The sequence below is a fragment of the Qingshengfaniella alkalisoli genome (assembly GCF_007855645.1).
GTDB lineage: Bacteria > Pseudomonadota > Alphaproteobacteria > Rhodobacterales > Rhodobacteraceae > Qingshengfaniella > Qingshengfaniella alkalisoli.
The window spans coordinates 1,015,416-1,031,714 of the sequence record NZ_CP042261.1; the positions used below are offsets into that span (position 1 = coordinate 1,015,416).

Genomic DNA, 16,299 nt, shown 5'->3' on the forward strand with positions numbered 1-16,299 from the left:
ATCAAAGCCCCTCCGGACGGTTCTCGAAATGCGTCGCGCGCGATCCGCGCAGAACGACATCGAAGCGATAGGCGATGGCATCCATCGGCTTGGTTTGCTGGATATCAAGCGCCGCAACCAGGCGGTCCCGCGCATCCGCATCAGGGATCGTGCCAAGGATCGGGCAGCGCGGGATCAAAGGATCGCCCTCGAAGTAAAGCTGCGTGATCAGGCGCTGGCCAAAGGCATAGCCGAAAATCGACAGGTGGATATGCGCTGGCCGCCATTCATTGGGGCCGTTCGGCCAAGGATAAGCACCAGGTTTGACAGTGCGGAACCAGTAATGCCCGTCCTCATCCGTCAGCGTCCGTCCGCAGCCACCAAAATTCGGGTCGAGCGCGGCCAGATAGCTGTCCTTCTTGTGGCGGTATCGCCCGCCCGCATTCGCCTGCCAGATCTCGACGAGCGCGTTCGGGATGGGACGCCCACTTTCATCCAGGACCTTGCCGTGCAGGATGATCCGTTCGCCGATCGCGGTTTCGCCGGGTTGGGCGTAGTTGATCAACAGATCGTTATCCGCCTCGCCCACGCGCATGTGCCCGAATGCGGGCCCGGTATCTTCGCTTGGTGTGCTGTTGAAGGAAACGAGCGTATGACGCGGGCTGCGCAGCACGCTGGTTTTATAGCCCGGTGTAAATGCTGGCGGGTTCACCCCCGCTGGACGTTCGAACAGACCGCCTCTCATTGATCCATTTCCTCCAACGTATCCTTGATGATTTTGATCGCGTGGTTGGCGCGCGGCACGCCCGCATAGACCGCGACATGCAGCATGGCTTCACGCAAGTCTTCCGGCGTCGCGCCAGTGTTCTTCGTGGCGCGTGTGTGCATCGCAACTTCTTCATGGTTGCCCAATGCGGCAAGCAACGCAATCGTCACGATCGACCGTTCGCGCGGCGTGAATTCGGAGCGCGACCAGACGGAGCCCCACGCACCTTCGGTGATGAAGCGCTGGAAGGGTTCGTCGAAATCGGTCTTGTTGCTCTCCGCCCGATCGACATGCTGATCTCCCAGCACCTTGCGGCGGGTCGTCATTCCGGTTTCGAACAGATCAGGCTCGGGCACTGTCCATCTCCTTGATAAACGTCGTCAGGGCGCGCGCTGTCGCCTCGGGCTGCTCGATTGCGGGAATGTGGCCGCAAGCGTCGAATTCAGTAAAACGGGCCTGGGGCATCTCGTCCGCGAAAGCCTTGACCTGATCACTGGGTGTCGCCTGATCTTGTGCGCCTGCAAGAACTAGTGCGGGAAGGTGAACATCACCGATCCGAGCGGAATAGTCGGCCCGTGAAATGGCACGACAACACCCGGCATAGCCATCGACGGTCGTGCGTTCCAACATCATCTTCCACGCATTGCAGGCGTCAGAAGCGCGAAGTGCAGGCGCAAACCAGCGATCCAGCACAGCATCGGAGATCGCATTGATGCCGTTCTCCCGCACCTGCCGGATACGGTCCGCCCAGCTTTCCGCCGTACCGATCTTGGGTGCAGTGTTCGAGAAAACGACACCCGTCACCCGATCAGTATATCGCAGGCAGATGGACTGCGCGATCATCCCGCCAATGGAACATCCCACGACCACCGCCTGATCGACGTCCACCGCATCAAGCAGCGCCATCGCATCATCGGCCATGTCGTCAATGTCAAAGGGTGCACCCCGGTCAGCCGACAGCCCGTGTCCTGGCTTATCGAACCGCACAACCCGCATGCCGGTTGGCAGTTGCGCCACCACCGCGTCCCACATCCGCAGATCGGTGCCCAGCGAATTGATGAACAGAACCGTGTTCGATTTCGCCGCGCCATCCAACTTGTAGTGAATATGACCCCAAGGTCGTTTCAGTGCGAACATACGTTTCTCCCTGTGGCCTGTTTCTCACGTGGCTCGGAAAGAAAAAAATACAAAGCGCGTGAACTAGTATAACCGTATCGTTATGCATAGAGGAATCAAGCTACGCCATATCCGGTGTTTTCTGGGCGTCGCGCAGGAAGGCACCGTAAGCGCCGCTGCCGAACGGATGGGCGTGTCTCAGCCGGCGATGTCCAAAACCCTGTCCGATCTGGAGCTGATGCTTGGCCAACCCCTGTTCACGCGCAAAGGGCGCCGCACTATCCTGACGCCCGCCGGGGAAACCTTTCGGCGCCATGCCCTGCAAGCCGTGCAATCGCTGGAATCGGGCGCGGCGGCGATGCGCACCGCAGGGGGCGGGTCGCGCATTCGTGTGGGGCTTCTGCCAACGGCCGCAACACGGTTCTTTCCGGAAGTCGCCTTGGAATTCGCCGGACTTTACCCCGAATGCACCGTTTCCGTGACGACCGGACCAAACCAGTATCTGCTGGACCTCCTGCGCAGCCGTCGCATCGACCTGATGGTTGGACGCATGCCGCAGCCGCGCGAGATGCCGGGGCTGGGCTTCGACTATCTCTATGATGAAACGGTTGTGGTTGCAGTCCGGCCGGACCATCCGCGCCAGTCAGAGCCCATCACCACCCTCGCCCGTGAATTGCCGTTGATCCTGCCCACGCAGCATGCGCTGATCAGGCGGACGGTGGACGACTACCTCGTGTCCATCGGCGTGACAGAGCCGCGCGTCTGGCTGGAAACCATCTCGCTGGCTTTTGGGCGCGGCGCGTTGCTGCGGTCGGATGCGCTGTGGTTCATCTCTCACGGGGTCATTCTGGACGAGCTGAAAATGGGCGTCCTGCACACTCTGAACACTGATGCGCGATTCATGACTGGGGCGGTGGGATTGACACGCTCGCAATCGCTTCAAATGACCGACGAGATCTCGACCATGAAGGATATGATGCACAGGCGCGCCAACACCGGCGGCTAGGTTCGCGTCAGGCACGACAGCGCATCTGCTGCGATTGCGAAGGATTTCAGCCGTGCAGTATGGTCGTGGATCATTCCCGTAATCATCATCTCATCCGGTTCATACCGGGCAATCAGGTCTTTCAGACGGGCCTCAACCGCGTCGCGGCTGCCGACTGCGGAGCATGACATTGCATCCTCCACGCCCTGCATAACCGCGGGCGGCACCTCCTCGGTTACATCAGGCACGGGGCGTGGAAGTTTTCCCGGTTTGCCGCCGCGTAGACGCGCGAAGGCCAGAATTTGCGACGACCGCAGGAAAAGCGCCTCCTCATCGGTATCGGCAGCACAGACACCAGCGGCCATCATGAAATAGGGCTTTTCCAGATGCCGTGACGGTTTGAAAGTTTCGCGGTAGGTCTCGATTGCCTGTTCGAGCATGGCGGGGGCAAAATGCGACGCAAACGCATAGGGCAATCCGAGATAAGCCGCCAGCTGCGCGCCGAACAGGCTGGAACCGAGAATCCAGATTGGAACATGCGTCCCGCCCCCGGGCACCGCCTGGATACGCGCGCCATCCGCTACATCGTCGAAATAGCCGATCAGTTCCACCACATCCTGAGGGAAACTGTCCGAATGATCCATGCTCCGGCGCAGCGCGCGGGCCGTCGCCATATCCGTTCCGGGTGCGCGCCCCAGCCCCAGATCGATCCTGCCCGGAAACAGGGTTTCCAGCGTGCCGAACTGTTCCGCAATGACGAGCGGCGAATGGTTGGGCAACATGATCCCGCCTGCACCCACGCGAATCGTCGATGTGGCCTGTGCAACCTGCCCGATCACCACGGATGTGGCCGCGCTGGCGATGCCCGGCATATTGTGGTGTTCTGCCAGCCAGAACCGGTGATAGCCCTGCTGTTCAGCCGCCTGTGCAAGTTCTACACTGTGCGACAAAGCGTGTGCGACGGTTTCACCTTCCGCGACCGGTGCTAGATCGAGGAGCGAGAATTTCTGCATGGCGGCTCTCCTTGGCTGAGCCTCTGACTTAAACCGCCATGCTGCATGTGCAATGGGCCCAGCGAAATTCGCGTGGCCTCAGGCGCTTAAATCGCGCCGCTCAGGAACCCAGCGCCAGCCAACGCAATTGCCGCTCCTGCCGCGCGACTGCCGAGATTGCCCAGTTTCGTCCCGGCAAACAAACCCAGTCCGATCCCCGCCAGGTGCAGCAGTAGCGTGCCCGTGAGGAAACCAAGACCATAAGAAACGGGATTGGTCATCACCGGCATTTCCGTGCCATGGGCATGGCCGTGAAACAGCGCGAAAATACCGACCAAGGCTACAGCGATGCTCAGCGGGGGACGGATGGTCAATGCAGCAGCCAAGCCAATGACCAAAGCAGATGCCGCAATTCCGGATTCGACCACAGGCACCGCGATACCTGCGATACCCAGCACCGCACCAAAGGCCATTACCAAGGGGAACGCAATGGGCAGAATCCAGATCGCCTTGCGCCCTATCACCGAGGCCCAAAGCCCAACGGCCAGCATCGCGGCAACATGGTCCGGCCCCATGAGCGGATGCGAAAAGCCGGACGCAAATCCGCTGCCGCCATGCACGCCGGTATGAGCGAAAGCGGGGGCGACCGCACAACTCAGCGAGATCAGAAGGCCGGTCTTGATAATGAAACGCATTGATGTCTCCTGCTGGACTTTCTTCGGCGCGCCGACGGCGCTCGCGCAGAAACTACGGTGAAACATTCAACGAGATCAATGATCTGCGGATCAATGACTAATATCCGCGCTTCCAATCAACCGCTTCGGGGATTTCGCCGGTCGCACGAAATCGTGCTATAGCCTTGGAAACAATGGCAGAAGCGGTACGGCTATCCGTTGGCGCTGAAATATGAGGCAGAATTGTAACCGCCGGATGGTCCCACATCCAGTTGTCGCTCGGCAAAGGCTCCTGTGCGAACACATCTAGCACAGCATGCCCCGGCGAGCCATTGCCCAGCGCCTGCCGGAGCGCGACTTCATCAATCACCGGCCCTCGTCCGAAATTGATCAATCCTGCACTCTGCTTGAACGCCCCCAGAATCTTTTGGTCTATTACACCGCATGTATCCGGCGTCAGCGGCAACAGAGAGACAACGATATCCGCATTGGTCACTGCAGCCACCAACCCGTCGTCCCCGTGAAAGCACTCCATGCCATCGATTGACTTGGCGGACCGGCTCCACCCTTTCAACCGAAACCCTTGCGGCGCCAAGCGACGCGCGGCCGTCTGCCCCAGCGCACCGAGCCCGAGGATCGCAACCGTGCGATCAGACGCCCGGCAGTATGGCTGCTTTTTCCACTCATGCGCGCGTTGCTGTCGTGCATAGGCAGGCATGTCGCGGTGCAGATACATCACCCACGCCAGAACCGCCTCGGCCATCGTTTCAGCCAATTGCGGATCTACCAGTCGAACAACCGGCGTGCCGCGCGGCTCCATCACGGTGCGGATAGAATCGACGCCCGCCCACAGGCTGTGAATCCATGTGACATTGGGCACTGCATCCAGCATGTCGGGTGTCGGCTGCGCGACGATGGCGATATCACATTGCACGCGTTCCGCATCGCTCAACTCTTCCAATGTCCGAATGTCTTCATCAGGCATCCGGGCACGCAGTTCAGTCAACCAGAGGTCGATATTGCCTTCATCGGCAGACGCCAGAAACGCGATGGGGGAATGCGACATGAAACCTCCTTGCTGTCATTCAGCCGAGGTCTAGCCGTCCAATGGCAAGGTCCACAACCCGCTCGGTCAGTTCGGCGGCATGTCCGGTCGCATTCGCATCTGGCGCTTGAAGTCTGACGGGCTCATCCCCGACAGCTTGCGGAAGCTCTTGTTGAAGGCAGACAGCGACCCGAATCCGCTATCCAGTGCAACCTCCAGAACGTTCGCCTCCTCACGCATCAACAGCGCCTGCGCGTAAGACAGCCGCAGGAGGCTGACATATTCATTCAACGTCATGCCGGTGGATTTCTTGAAAACGCTCATCGCGTATTTGGGGTGGATATCCGCATGCAGCGCGATGGCACGGCTGTCGATATCGTCGCGAAAATTTTGGGTCACGAATTCGCAGATCCGGCCGATGTTATGAAAGCTCGTCTGATCAGGGGTTTCGGTTTCAGCCTGCTCCGCCGCGCCAGCCTCAAGAAGACGGTAAGGGGCAAAACGGATACGTTCTATCCTGAGCAACACCTCCTCGATCGCGTGGTTCATCCGCGCTTCATCGTTAGAGCGAAGAAATTCGGACCAGCGAGCGAAGGCGTGGTCATCTTCACGTTCGCGCTCTGCCGTCACCAATGTTCCGCCACGCATCAGCTTTTGCTGCATGTCAGCAGCCAGGCGCAACCGGAAGAAATGCAGTATTGGCAAATGGATGGCGACGAATCGTGACCCGGCCGCCGTATCTATGACCCGGTGAGGCACCCCGCCCCAGAACAGCGATAGCGCCCCCTCATCCAGCCGGACATTGTAACCCTGCATCTGGTATTCGACATATCCGGAGAAGACGAAATTCACCTCCACCTGCGCATGCCAGTGCGGGGCAGACATGATGCCGGGTTCTTCATCGCTGATGACAAGCTGGTTCGGCACGGCCTCCACCGTGCTTTTCAGCGGATTCCAGTAACGTTTTCCGTCGATCTTACTTTTCAACTCGTTCGTCTTCCCGTTGAAGAAGACGCCTCCCGTATTTCCTCTAACCTACACTAGGTTCGACCCGGAGACCGGGCAACCGAAATGGGAGGAGAAAACCATGCGTCTTTACGCAAGCTGCGCCGCTTTGGCGTTGGGATTGGCCGCGGGCGGTGCCCACGCACAATCCGGTGAAATCACGGTCTGGAGCTGGAACATCGCCGCTTCATCGCTGGAATCGGTGATCGAAGGCTTTAATGCCGAATACCCCGATGTAACGGTCACTGTAGAAGATCTGGGCAACCAGCAAGTGTTTGACCGCACCCTCGCGGGCTGCGCGGCTGGTGGGTCCGGCCTGCCCGATGTGTTGTCGATTGAAAACCACGAAGCGGAAATCTTCTGGGCGCAATTCCCCGACTGCTTCGCCAATCTGCGCGACCTTGGCTACGACGAAGAAAGCTCGGCAAGATTCCCCGACTTCAAGCGCACGGAACTGGAAGTCGGGGATGTCGCCTATGCCATGCCGTGGGATTCGGGCCCGGTCGCGATGTTCTATCGCCGCGATTTTTATGACAACGCAGGCGTGGACCCGGCGAGTATCCAAACCTGGGATGACTTCATCGCTGCCGGCAAGCAGATCATGGAAGCCAATGACGGCGTCACCATGACCAATGCCGATCTGAACGGCGATACGGAATGGTTCCGCATGATCGCAAATGAACAGGGTTGCGGCTATTTCTCGAATGACGGTGAATCGATCACGGTCAACCAGCCTTCCTGCGTCGCCGCGCTTGATGTCGTCAAAAGCCTTGTAGACGAAGGGCTGATGACCGCCGCCGACTGGAACGAGAAGATCCAGAACAACAATGCGGGTGCCGTGGCCTCGCAAATGTATGGCGGCTGGTACGAGGGCACGATCCGCTCCACCGCGCCCGAAGATCAGGCTGGCCAATGGGGCGTTTACCTGATGCCGTCGCTGTCGGCCGATGGCGCACATGCCGCAAACCTTGGCGGGTCGTCGCTCGCCATCCCCGCCAATTCCGAGAACAAGGAAGCGGCCTGGGCTTATGTGAACTACGCGCTTGGCACGAATGACGGACAGGTCACCATGCTGAAATCCTACGGTCTGGTGCCATCGCTCCTGAGCGCACTGGAAGATCCGTATGTGCAGGACGGCCTGCCATTCTGGGGCGATCAGCCGGTCTGGGAAACGATCCTTGGCACGCTTGACCAGATCAACCCGATGCGCGGCACATCCTTCTTCGGCGACGCGGATCAGATCGTGCAAACGGTGCAGACCCAGTATCTGAACGGTGGCTATGACAGCGCGCAAGCGGCGCTGGATGACGCCGCCAAGCAGATCGAGCTGGTCACAGGCATCCCCGCAGCGCAGTAACCCTTTCCCGCCCGGGCCTGTCACGGTCCGGGCGGACACACGACTTTCGACAAGGCAATCGCTATGCGGACCCGTACTGCTACGGCCTACGGATTCCTGACACCCTACCTTCTGGTCTTTGTCGGGTTCTGGGTCTGGCCGATCATCTATTCCTTCTACCTGTCATTCATGGCCACGCGCCGCCTGCCCTGGACGTTCAACCCGTCCATGACCTGGGGGCGCCTGACCGTCGATCCGGCATTCCACAACGCGCTGAAGAACACGCTTCTGATCCTCGTGATCCAGGTGCCGGTGATGATCGCCCTGGCCACCCTGCTGGCCGTGCTGCTCAACTCGCAGCTTCTCAAAGCACGCGGGATCATGCGGTTCGCGTTTTTCGCCCCGGTCGTGGTGGGCGAAGTCGCTTACGCCGCCGTGTTTCGTCTGATGTTCAACGTCGATTTCGGCGTTGTGAACAAGATCCTCGACGGCATCGGCCTGCCCATGGTCCAGTGGTTTGCCAACCCGACGGCGGCAATGGCCTTGATCATCATGGCCGTCACGTGGCGTTGGGTCGGATACAACGCCATCATCATCCTGTCGGGCCTGCAATCCATCCCTGAAGACGTGTACGAGGCCGCAACGCTCGACAAGGTGTCGCCTGTCCAGCAGTTCTTCCACATCACCCTGCCGCTCCTGCGACCGATCATCCTGTTCTGCGTGGTGCTGTCGGTCATCGGGACAATGCAATTGTTTGCCGAGCCCTTCCTGATCACCAATCGCGGCGGTCCGGGTGGCGCGACCGAGACACTGGGCCTGTTCCTGTACCGCCAGGGCTTCACGGTACTGAACTTCGGCTATGCCTCCGCCGTGGCCTACACGATTGCCGGTCTCGCCGTGATCATATCCCTGCTCAACCTGTGGCTCGGAAGGGACAAGACATGAGATCCAAATCCGCCACTCGCCTGACCCGCAGCCTTGCCCTGCACGCAGCCATCGTGCCGCTGGCGATCATCTGGCTGTTTCCGCTTTGGATGATGTTCGTTTTCTCGACCATGCCGGAAAACGGTATCTTCAGCCCGGGCATCGAGCTGACCCCCTCCAACCAGTTCTGGCCCAATTTCCAGGCCTTGCAGGAGGACACCGGTTTCGTCCGCACGATCTTCGTCTCGGTCGTGGTCGCAACGGTTTATACCTTCCTGTCGGTGATGCTGACCTCGATGGCCGGCTGGGCGCTGGTGCGCTACCGCTTTCATGGGCGCAGTGTCGTGCTGGCGATCATTCTCGGTACGATCACGTTGCCCTATTTCGTCGTCGTGATCCCGCAATTCATCATGGTCGCACGGGATTTCGGGCTATCGAACACGTGGTTTGCGCTGATTGCGCCCCCGCTGTTCAACTCGCTCGGCGTCCTGTTCATGCGGCAGTCGTTTTCGATGATGCCGACAGAGCTGTTCGATGCCGCACGTGTCGAAGGCGTCAAGGAATGGCAGATATTCCTGCGTGTCGCGATGCCGATGGCAAAACCTACGATCGCAGCGCTGTCCATCATCCTGTTCCTGCATTCATGGAACAACTACCTCTGGCCGCTTCTGATCGCGAACGACCCCGAGATGATGACGGCTCCCGTCGCGCTCGGCTCGCTGATCGGCGTCACGCGTGTCAGCTGGGGCGGCATCATGGTCGGCGCGGTTCTTCTGACGGCCCCCATGCTCGTGGTCTTCATCTTCCTGCAACGTTACTTCATGGCCGGTATCACCGCCGGCGCGGTCAAATAGAAAGGGCGGCACATGGCTGGTGTTACACTCAATAACGTTATCAAGCGCTACGGGCAGGTTCAGGTCATCCACGGCGCGGATCTGGACATTCAGGACGGCGAGTTCGTCGTATTCGTCGGCCCTTCGGGATGCGGCAAGTCCACATTGCTGCGGATGATCGCAGGGCTGGAAGATATCTCGGACGGCGAAATCGGCATCGGCGGCACAGTCGTCAACGACGTCGAACCGGCAGATCGGGGCACGGCAATGGTGTTCCAGTCCTATGCGCTGTATCCGCATATGACGGTGGAAGAAAATCTGTCCTTCGGCCTGCGCATGAATGGAAACGACAAGGCCGACACGAACCAGCGCGTGAAGAATGCCGCGCAAGTCCTTCAAATAGAAAATCTTCTTGAACGTCGCCCGAAGCAACTTTCGGGCGGCCAGCGCCAACGCGTTGCCATCGGCCGTGCTATCGTCCGCAACCCTGAGGTTTTCCTGTTTGACGAACCCCTGTCCAATCTCGACGCGGAACTGCGGGTGCAGATGCGCGTTGAAATCGCGCGGCTGCATTCGGAACTGGGCGTGACCATGATCTATGTCACCCACGACCAGACAGAGGCGATGACACTCGCCGACCGCATCGTCGTACTGCGGGATGGGCGGATAGAACAAATCGGCAGCCCCTTGGAGTTGTATCATGACCCCGTGAACCAGTTCGTCGCGGGTTTCATGGGATCACCAAAGATGAATTTCATGGCTGCCGAGATCGTGGACCACACGGCGGATACCGTCACCTTGTCTTTGGCCAATCAGCATGGTGCAAGGCTGGCACTGCCCGTCAAACAGATCCCATCAACCACTCATGTCACATTGGGTGTCCGGCCTGAGCACTTTCTGCCTGCGGGCCAAGGTGATTGTGACCTGAATCTGAAGGTAGATGTGATCGAACATCTTGGCGCAACAACCTTCATTTATTCGGGCACGAAGACGGATGAGCAACTGATCGTCGAACGTGACGAATCCGAGAATGACGACATCGGGGGGGCCGTAGCAGCCGCAATCCCGGCAGGTCGCTGCCACCTGTTTGACGAGCAGGGCAAACGCCTGACATAGACACGAAACCTCACTTCAATATCACGAGGCAACTAAATGACTTCACAAAATAAAATTCGTTGGGGCATCATCGGGCCCGGCGGTATCGCGCGCGCCTTCGCAGGCGGCGTTGCGAATTCCAAAACAGGCAAGCTGGTCGCCATAGGCGCACGCAACCCCCGTAAGCCAGACTATGCCGAACACTTCCCCGGCGCGCGGGTTCTGGACGGCTATGACGCTTTGTTGGCCGATCCGGATGTGGACGCCGTCTATATTTCGACACCACACCCGCAGCATGCGGAATGGGGCATCAAGGCCGCCCGCGCAGGCAAACATGCACTGATCGAAAAACCGATGGGGCTGAGCGCGTTCGAGGCCGACGCAATGCTGCACGAGGCGCGCAAGGCGGGCACCTTCATGGGCGAGGCCTTCATGTACCGTCTGCATCCGCAGACGGCGAAGTTGCTGGATCTGCTGAAAGACGGCGTGATCGGCGAGGTCCGCGCGATCAAATCGAGCTTCGGATTTGCCATGGGGGCGTTTGATCCCAACCACCGCCTTTACGCCAATGATCTGGCGGGCGGTGGCATTCTGGATGTCGGCTGCTATCCAGTATCCATGTCCCGTCTGATCGCGGGTACAGCTGCGGGAAAACCCTTCCTTGATCCGGTTCGGGTTCAGGGCACCGCGCATCTGGGGCAATCAGGCGTCGATGAATGGGCGGCGGCACTGCTGCATTTCCCGAATGATATCATTGCGGAAGTGTCCTGTTCCGTCTCGCTGGCGCAGGACAACGTGCTGCGGATCATCGGCACAAAAGGCCGGATCGAGGTCCCTGATTTCTGGTTCGCAGGCGGTCGCGAAGGCGGCACAGGCGTGATCGACATCATCCGCGCGGATGGCAGCAAGGAGTCCGTGTCGGTACCCGAAAGCGGATGGCTCTATTCCTTCGAGGTGGATGCCGTCGGCGAAGCGATCCGGGCAGGTCAGAAGCAATTCAGCGCGCCGGGCATGAGCTGGGACGACACGCTGGGCAACTTGCGGGTGCTGGACCAGTGGCGGACAGATGCGGGCCTCGAATTCGAAATCGAAACGGCCACGCGGAAAACCATGACCATCACAGGCTCGCCCATCGACAACAGCGCAGGCACGATCAAGCGCGGCAAGATCGCGGGTGTCGACAAATCGGCCAGCCCGGTTGCGCTGGGGTTCGAGGACTTCAAGCGATTTGCCGATGCGGCTCCCCTGCTCGATGCCTTCTACGAAAAAGGCGGCAACGTTTTTGACACGGCCTTCATCTATGGCGGCGGTCGGACCGAGAAGGTGTTCGGCGACTGGCTGCAAGCGCGAGGCGTGCGTGACGAAATCGTGCTGATCGGTAAGGGCGCGCATTCGCCACTTGTCTATCCCGATGTGATTGCCAAACAGCTAGACCAAAGCCTTGAACGTTTGGGTACCGATCATGTGGATGTGTACTTCATGCACCGCGACAGCCCCGATGTACCAGTGGGTGAATTCGTCGACGCGATGGATGCGGAGGTCAAAGCCGGACGCATCCGCGGGCCCTTTGGCGGATCGAACTGGACGCGCGAACGGTTCGACGAAGCAATCGAGTACGCAAAGGCAAACGGCAAGACGGCGCCATCGGTCCTGTCCAACCAGTTTTCCCTGTCCGAGATGCTGGAACCGATCTGGGCAGGCTGCGTAACGGCATCGACCGCCGAATGGCGAAAGTGGCTCACCGACCGCCAGGTCACGAATTTCGCCTGGTCCAGCCAGGGGCGCGGCTTCTTCACCCCTGCCGCCGGGCGCGACAAGCGGGACAATGAAGAACTGGTCCGCTGCTGGTATTCGGAGGAAAACTTCGGACGCCGGGATCGTGCGATTGAACTTGCCGACGAGTTGGGCGCAAGCCCGATCCATATCGCGCTGGCTTATTGTCTCAACCAGCCCTTCCCACTGGTGCCGCTGATCGGCCCGCGCCGCCTGTGGGAACTCGATGACAGCCTGAAAGCGCTGGAAATCGAACTGACGCCGGAGCAGGTCAAGTGGTTGGAAGAAGGCTGATCCCGTACGAAAGCGCACGTTAGCGCAACCGTTGGCGCAAACACATGGGGGTTTGCGCTAACACACTGTTTTCACTTTTTGAAAACTTGGTAGATGCCTCTTGAACGCTGGCTGGAGGCATCTATGACCATCACCGTAGGCATCAACGGTTTCGGGCGCATCGGGCGCTGCACACTTGCACATATTTTCGAAAGCGGGCGCAACGATGTCCATGTTGTGAAGATGAACGCCACCGGCCCCATCGAAACGAATGCGCATCTTCTGAAGTATGACAGCGTGCATGGCCGTTTCGACAGCGATATCCGTGTGGATGGAAACGCGCTGGACCTGGGCCGTGGTCCGATCGAAGTCCAGTCGACTTATGATCCGAGTGAACTGGACTGGTCCGGCGTCGATGTCGTTCTGGAATGCACCGGGAAGTTCAACGCACGCGACAAGGCAGCGGTGCACCTGGAACGCGGCGCGAAAAAGGTTCTTGTTTCGGCCCCCGCCCGCAACGCCGACAAGACGATTGTGTACGGCGTGAACCACCGGGAACTGACGCCAGCGCATGAGGTCGTGTCGAACGGGTCCTGCACCACGAACTGCCTTGCCCCGCTGGCAAAGGTTCTGAATGAGGCAATCGGCATCGAGCGCGGCATCATGACCACCATCCACAGCTATACCGGCGACCAGCCGACACTGGACCGTCGCCACAGCGACCTGTACCGCGCGCGCGCAGCTGCGATGGCGATGATCCCGACATCTACCGGCGCGGCGAAGGCGATTGGTGAGGTGCTGCCCGAACTGGCCGGCAAGCTGGACGGCACCGCAATGCGCGTGCCCACGCCGAATGTATCCGCCGTCGACCTGACCTTCGAGGCGGCAAAGGACGTTTCCGTCGAGGACGTGAATGAAATCGTCCGCGAAGCGGCTGTCGGACATATGGGATCTGTTCTGGCGTATGATCCGGAACCGAAGGTATCCATCGACTTCAACCACACCGGATATTCGTCGATCTTCGCGCCGGACCAGACCAAAGTGGTTGGTGGTCGCACCGTTCGCGTGCTGGCCTGGTACGATAATGAATGGGGCTTCTCAAACCGCATGGCCGATGTCGCCGCTGCGATGGGCCGCCTCATTCACTGACAATCCTGCCTCATCCCTTCGGATTGGCCCGCATCTCAGGTGATGCGGGTTGACCTTTTGTCAGATTTCGGAAAGTTAGCGATAACATTCCGCGCAGGGCCGCGCGCCCTGCCTAGTCTGGAGGGACCCTATGGCACTTCAAGTCGCAATCAACGGATTCGGTCGGATCGGTCGCAACGTGCTGCGCGCGCTGGCTGAGAGCAACCGTACGGATATCGAAATCGTCGCCATCAACGATCTTGGCCCGGTTGAAACCAATGCCCACCTGATGCGCTATGACAGCGTGCACGGTCGCTTCAACGGCGATGTGACGGTTTCGGGCGACACGATTGACATCGGTCGCGGTCCGATCAAGGTCACCGCGGAACGCGACCCGAAGGCGCTGCCATGGAGCGACATTGACGTGGTGCTGGAATGCACCGGGATCTTCACCGCACGCGACAAGGCCGCGCTACATCTTGAGAACGGGTCCAAGCGCGTTCTGGTTTCCGCCCCCGCAAGTGGTGCGGACAAGACCATTGTCTACGGCGTGAACCACGACACCCTGACCAGCGACGACATTGTTGTGTCCAACGGATCCTGCACGACGAACTGCCTTGCGCCGGTCGCGAAGGTTCTGAACGATAGTGTCGGCATCACCAGCGGGTTGATGACAACGATCCACAGCTACACGGGCGACCAGCCAACACTGGATACGCTGCACAAGGATCTGTACCGGGCACGTGCGGCAGCGATGAACATGATCCCGACTTCCACGGGCGCGGCCCGGGCGCTGGGGCTGGTTCTGCCGGAACTCGACGGCAAGCTGGACGGCACCGCGATCCGCGTTCCGACCCCGAACGTGTCCTGCGTCGACCTGACCTTTCAGGCGGGTCGCGACACGAGTATCGAGGAAATCAACAAACTTGCCGCGAAGGCCGCCGCTGATGGTCCGCTGAAGGGCGTTCTGGGCTACACCGATGATCCGGTCGTGTCCATGGACATGAACCACGATCCGCGTTCGTCGATCTTTGCCTCGGAACAAACCAAGGTTCTGAACGGCAACATGGTTCGCATTCTGTCATGGTACGACAATGAATGGGGATTCTCGAACCGGATGCTGGATACCGCAGCCGAGATTGGCAAGCGAATCTGATCCGGACCCACAGAAGCCAAAGGCCGGCGTCGAAGCGTCGGCCTTTTCCGTTTCAGACTATTTACGCGCCGCGAATTTCGACTTCAGCGCCTCTTCAACTGAGGGCGAAACGAATTTTGATACATCGCCATTAAGACGCGCGATTTCCTTGACCAGCCGGGACGCGACCGCCTGATGCTGCGCTTCGGCCATCAGAAAAACCGTCTCGACCGATGAATCAAGCGTTCGGTTCATGCCGACCATCTGGAATTCATATTCGAAGTCAGACACAGCACGCAGGCCGCGGATGATCACGGACGCACCGACGTCATGTGCGCAGTCGATCAGCAGGTTCTCGAACGGATGAACCAACAGTTCGGCGCCGCTGCTGCCCACGAGCGTTTCGCGCTGTTCCTCGATCATGGCGACGCGTTCTTCCAGCGTGAAGAGCGGCCCCTTGTCTCGATTGATCGCCACGCCGACCACAAGCCGATCCACCAACGCGCAAGCGCGGCGAATGATGTCGCTGTGACCGATCGTCAACGGATCGAATGTGCCAGGATAAAGACCAATTCGCATGCTGCCCCCACTCAAACTTGGTGCAAGCAACAGTATCTGGTGCTGCAATGCAACATGATTTCAATGCAATCGCAGAATATCAGGCTGTCAGTGACCCATGATCATCCCTTGCAGCGCGTCTTTTTCCATCTCCAGTTCAGACAGTTGCGCCTTTACGACATCACCGATGGAGATCAGTCCGACCATCTCGCCATCCTCGATCACCGGCAGGTGGCGGAAACGTCCATCGGTCATCAGGCGGAACACTGCGGCGCTCATATCCTCGCGCTTGCAGGAAATGACCTCCTGCGTCATCAGCTTGTCCACGGTGTCTTCAAGACACACCGGACCACGCTGTCCCAATTCACGCACAATGTCGCGTTCTGACAAAATGCCGACTGCCTTCTTTCCGTCGGGCGAAACCACCACCGCGCCGATACGTCTAGACGACAGAAGAGCTGCGGCATCTGCAATCCGCGCATCCGGTTCTATCGTGACGACTCCGTCATCGGATTTTGTTCTTAGTATCTGATGAACCCGCATTTTCAGCTCCTTCTGGAATGCAGCGCCTCCATAACTTAGCGTCACCCGTGAGTGACGTTTCTGTCAAGAGAGCGCCGATTCCACCCACTGAAAAAGCAAAAAGGCGGCCCAAGCCGCCTTTTCTAGATGAAAGATGTCA

At 59.3% G+C, this 16,299-nt stretch carries 17 protein-coding genes; 8 read left to right on the plus strand and 9 right to left on the minus strand.

Features of this window, described 5'->3' with window-relative positions:
- Nucleotide 1: 1 nt before the first annotated feature.
- The 3 genes from pcaH to pcaD are packed head-to-tail and all read right to left on the minus strand — an operon-like array spanning nucleotide 2 to nucleotide 1,882.
- Nucleotides 2-724, minus strand: coding sequence for a protocatechuate 3,4-dioxygenase subunit beta (gene pcaH / locus FPZ52_RS05200; RefSeq protein ID WP_146364364.1), 723 nt, complete (start codon nucleotides 722-724; stop codon nucleotides 2-4).
- Nucleotides 721-1,101 carry a 4-carboxymuconolactone decarboxylase gene (pcaC, locus tag FPZ52_RS05205; RefSeq protein ID WP_205758607.1) on the minus strand — a complete coding sequence of 127 codons (381 nt, stop codon included), beginning with the start codon at nucleotides 1,099-1,101 and terminating at the stop codon, nucleotides 721-723. Before pcaC ends, pcaH begins: the two co-directional genes overlap by 4 nt.
- The gene (pcaD, locus tag FPZ52_RS05210; protein ID WP_146364366.1) at nucleotides 1,088-1,882 is read right to left on the minus strand and encodes a 3-oxoadipate enol-lactonase; all 795 of its coding nucleotides are present in this window, start codon (nucleotides 1,880-1,882) and stop codon (nucleotides 1,088-1,090) included. Before pcaD ends, pcaC begins: the two co-directional genes overlap by 14 nt.
- A gap of 82 nt (nucleotides 1,883-1,964) precedes the next feature.
- Between pcaD and FPZ52_RS05215 the strand changes: the two genes are divergently transcribed.
- The gene (locus FPZ52_RS05215) at nucleotides 1,965-2,867 is read left to right on the plus strand and encodes a LysR substrate-binding domain-containing protein (RefSeq protein WP_146364368.1); all 903 of its coding nucleotides are present in this window, start codon (nucleotides 1,965-1,967) and stop codon (nucleotides 2,865-2,867) included.
- On the opposite strand, the gene FPZ52_RS05220 is transcribed toward FPZ52_RS05215, so the two are convergent.
- From FPZ52_RS05220 to FPZ52_RS05235, 4 genes are all read right to left on the minus strand, one after another.
- The gene (locus tag FPZ52_RS05220; RefSeq protein WP_146364370.1) at nucleotides 2,864-3,859 is read right to left on the minus strand and encodes an LLM class flavin-dependent oxidoreductase; all 996 of its coding nucleotides are present in this window, start codon (nucleotides 3,857-3,859) and stop codon (nucleotides 2,864-2,866) included. The two genes, FPZ52_RS05215 and FPZ52_RS05220, sit on opposite strands and share 4 nt — an antisense overlap.
- A gap of 86 nt (nucleotides 3,860-3,945) precedes the next feature.
- Nucleotides 3,946-4,533, minus strand: a complete 588-nt coding sequence (locus tag FPZ52_RS05225; RefSeq protein ID WP_146364372.1) for a HupE/UreJ family protein — start codon at nucleotides 4,531-4,533, stop codon at nucleotides 3,946-3,948.
- Nucleotides 4,534-4,630: 97 nt separating this feature from the next.
- Nucleotides 4,631-5,578 (minus strand): 2-hydroxyacid dehydrogenase, encoded by a 948-nt coding sequence (locus tag FPZ52_RS05230; protein WP_146364374.1) that lies wholly within the window; start codon nucleotides 5,576-5,578, stop codon nucleotides 4,631-4,633.
- Between the two features lie 66 nt (nucleotides 5,579-5,644).
- A complete protein-coding gene (locus tag FPZ52_RS05235) occupies nucleotides 5,645-6,544 on the minus strand; it encodes a helix-turn-helix domain-containing protein (RefSeq protein ID WP_205758608.1) in 900 nt (299 codons plus the stop codon).
- Between the two features lie 100 nt (nucleotides 6,545-6,644).
- On the opposite strand from FPZ52_RS05235, the gene FPZ52_RS05240 reads away from it, so the two are divergent.
- From FPZ52_RS05240 to gap (FPZ52_RS05270), 7 genes are all read left to right on the plus strand, one after another.
- Entirely contained in the window at nucleotides 6,645-7,919 is a 1,275-nt protein-coding gene (locus tag FPZ52_RS05240; protein ID WP_146364376.1) for an extracellular solute-binding protein, read from the plus strand.
- A 63-nt stretch (nucleotides 7,920-7,982) separates the two neighbouring features.
- The gene (locus tag FPZ52_RS05245; protein WP_146364378.1) at nucleotides 7,983-8,843 is read left to right on the plus strand and encodes a carbohydrate ABC transporter permease; all 861 of its coding nucleotides are present in this window, start codon (nucleotides 7,983-7,985) and stop codon (nucleotides 8,841-8,843) included.
- Nucleotides 8,840-9,676 (plus strand): carbohydrate ABC transporter permease, encoded by an 837-nt coding sequence (locus tag FPZ52_RS05250; protein WP_146364380.1) that lies wholly within the window; start codon nucleotides 8,840-8,842, stop codon nucleotides 9,674-9,676. The genes FPZ52_RS05245 and FPZ52_RS05250 overlap by 4 nt, the downstream gene beginning before the upstream one ends.
- A gap of 12 nt (nucleotides 9,677-9,688) precedes the next feature.
- Nucleotides 9,689-10,771 carry an ABC transporter ATP-binding protein gene (locus FPZ52_RS05255; RefSeq protein WP_146364382.1) on the plus strand — a complete coding sequence of 361 codons (1,083 nt, stop codon included), beginning with the start codon at nucleotides 9,689-9,691 and terminating at the stop codon, nucleotides 10,769-10,771.
- A 36-nt stretch (nucleotides 10,772-10,807) separates the two neighbouring features.
- Nucleotides 10,808-12,817 carry an aldo/keto reductase gene (locus tag FPZ52_RS05260; protein WP_146364384.1) on the plus strand — a complete coding sequence of 670 codons (2,010 nt, stop codon included), beginning with the start codon at nucleotides 10,808-10,810 and terminating at the stop codon, nucleotides 12,815-12,817.
- 123 nt (nucleotides 12,818-12,940) lie between these two features.
- Nucleotides 12,941-13,945, plus strand: coding sequence for a type I glyceraldehyde-3-phosphate dehydrogenase (gene gap / locus FPZ52_RS05265; RefSeq protein ID WP_146364386.1), 1,005 nt, complete (start codon nucleotides 12,941-12,943; stop codon nucleotides 13,943-13,945).
- Nucleotides 13,946-14,075: 130 nt separating this feature from the next.
- Nucleotides 14,076-15,080, plus strand: coding sequence for a type I glyceraldehyde-3-phosphate dehydrogenase (gap, locus tag FPZ52_RS05270; RefSeq protein ID WP_146364388.1), 1,005 nt, complete (start codon nucleotides 14,076-14,078; stop codon nucleotides 15,078-15,080).
- Between the two features lie 57 nt (nucleotides 15,081-15,137).
- Here gap (FPZ52_RS05270) and coaD read toward each other — a convergent pair whose 3' ends face one another.
- Together coaD and FPZ52_RS05280 are read right to left on the minus strand one after the other, a co-directional pair.
- Nucleotides 15,138-15,638 (minus strand): pantetheine-phosphate adenylyltransferase, encoded by a 501-nt coding sequence (gene coaD / locus FPZ52_RS05275; protein ID WP_146364390.1) that lies wholly within the window; start codon nucleotides 15,636-15,638, stop codon nucleotides 15,138-15,140.
- Between the two features lie 87 nt (nucleotides 15,639-15,725).
- Nucleotides 15,726-16,160 carry a CBS domain-containing protein gene (locus FPZ52_RS05280; RefSeq protein WP_146364392.1) on the minus strand — a complete coding sequence of 145 codons (435 nt, stop codon included), beginning with the start codon at nucleotides 16,158-16,160 and terminating at the stop codon, nucleotides 15,726-15,728.
- Nucleotides 16,161-16,299 lie beyond the last annotated feature (139 nt).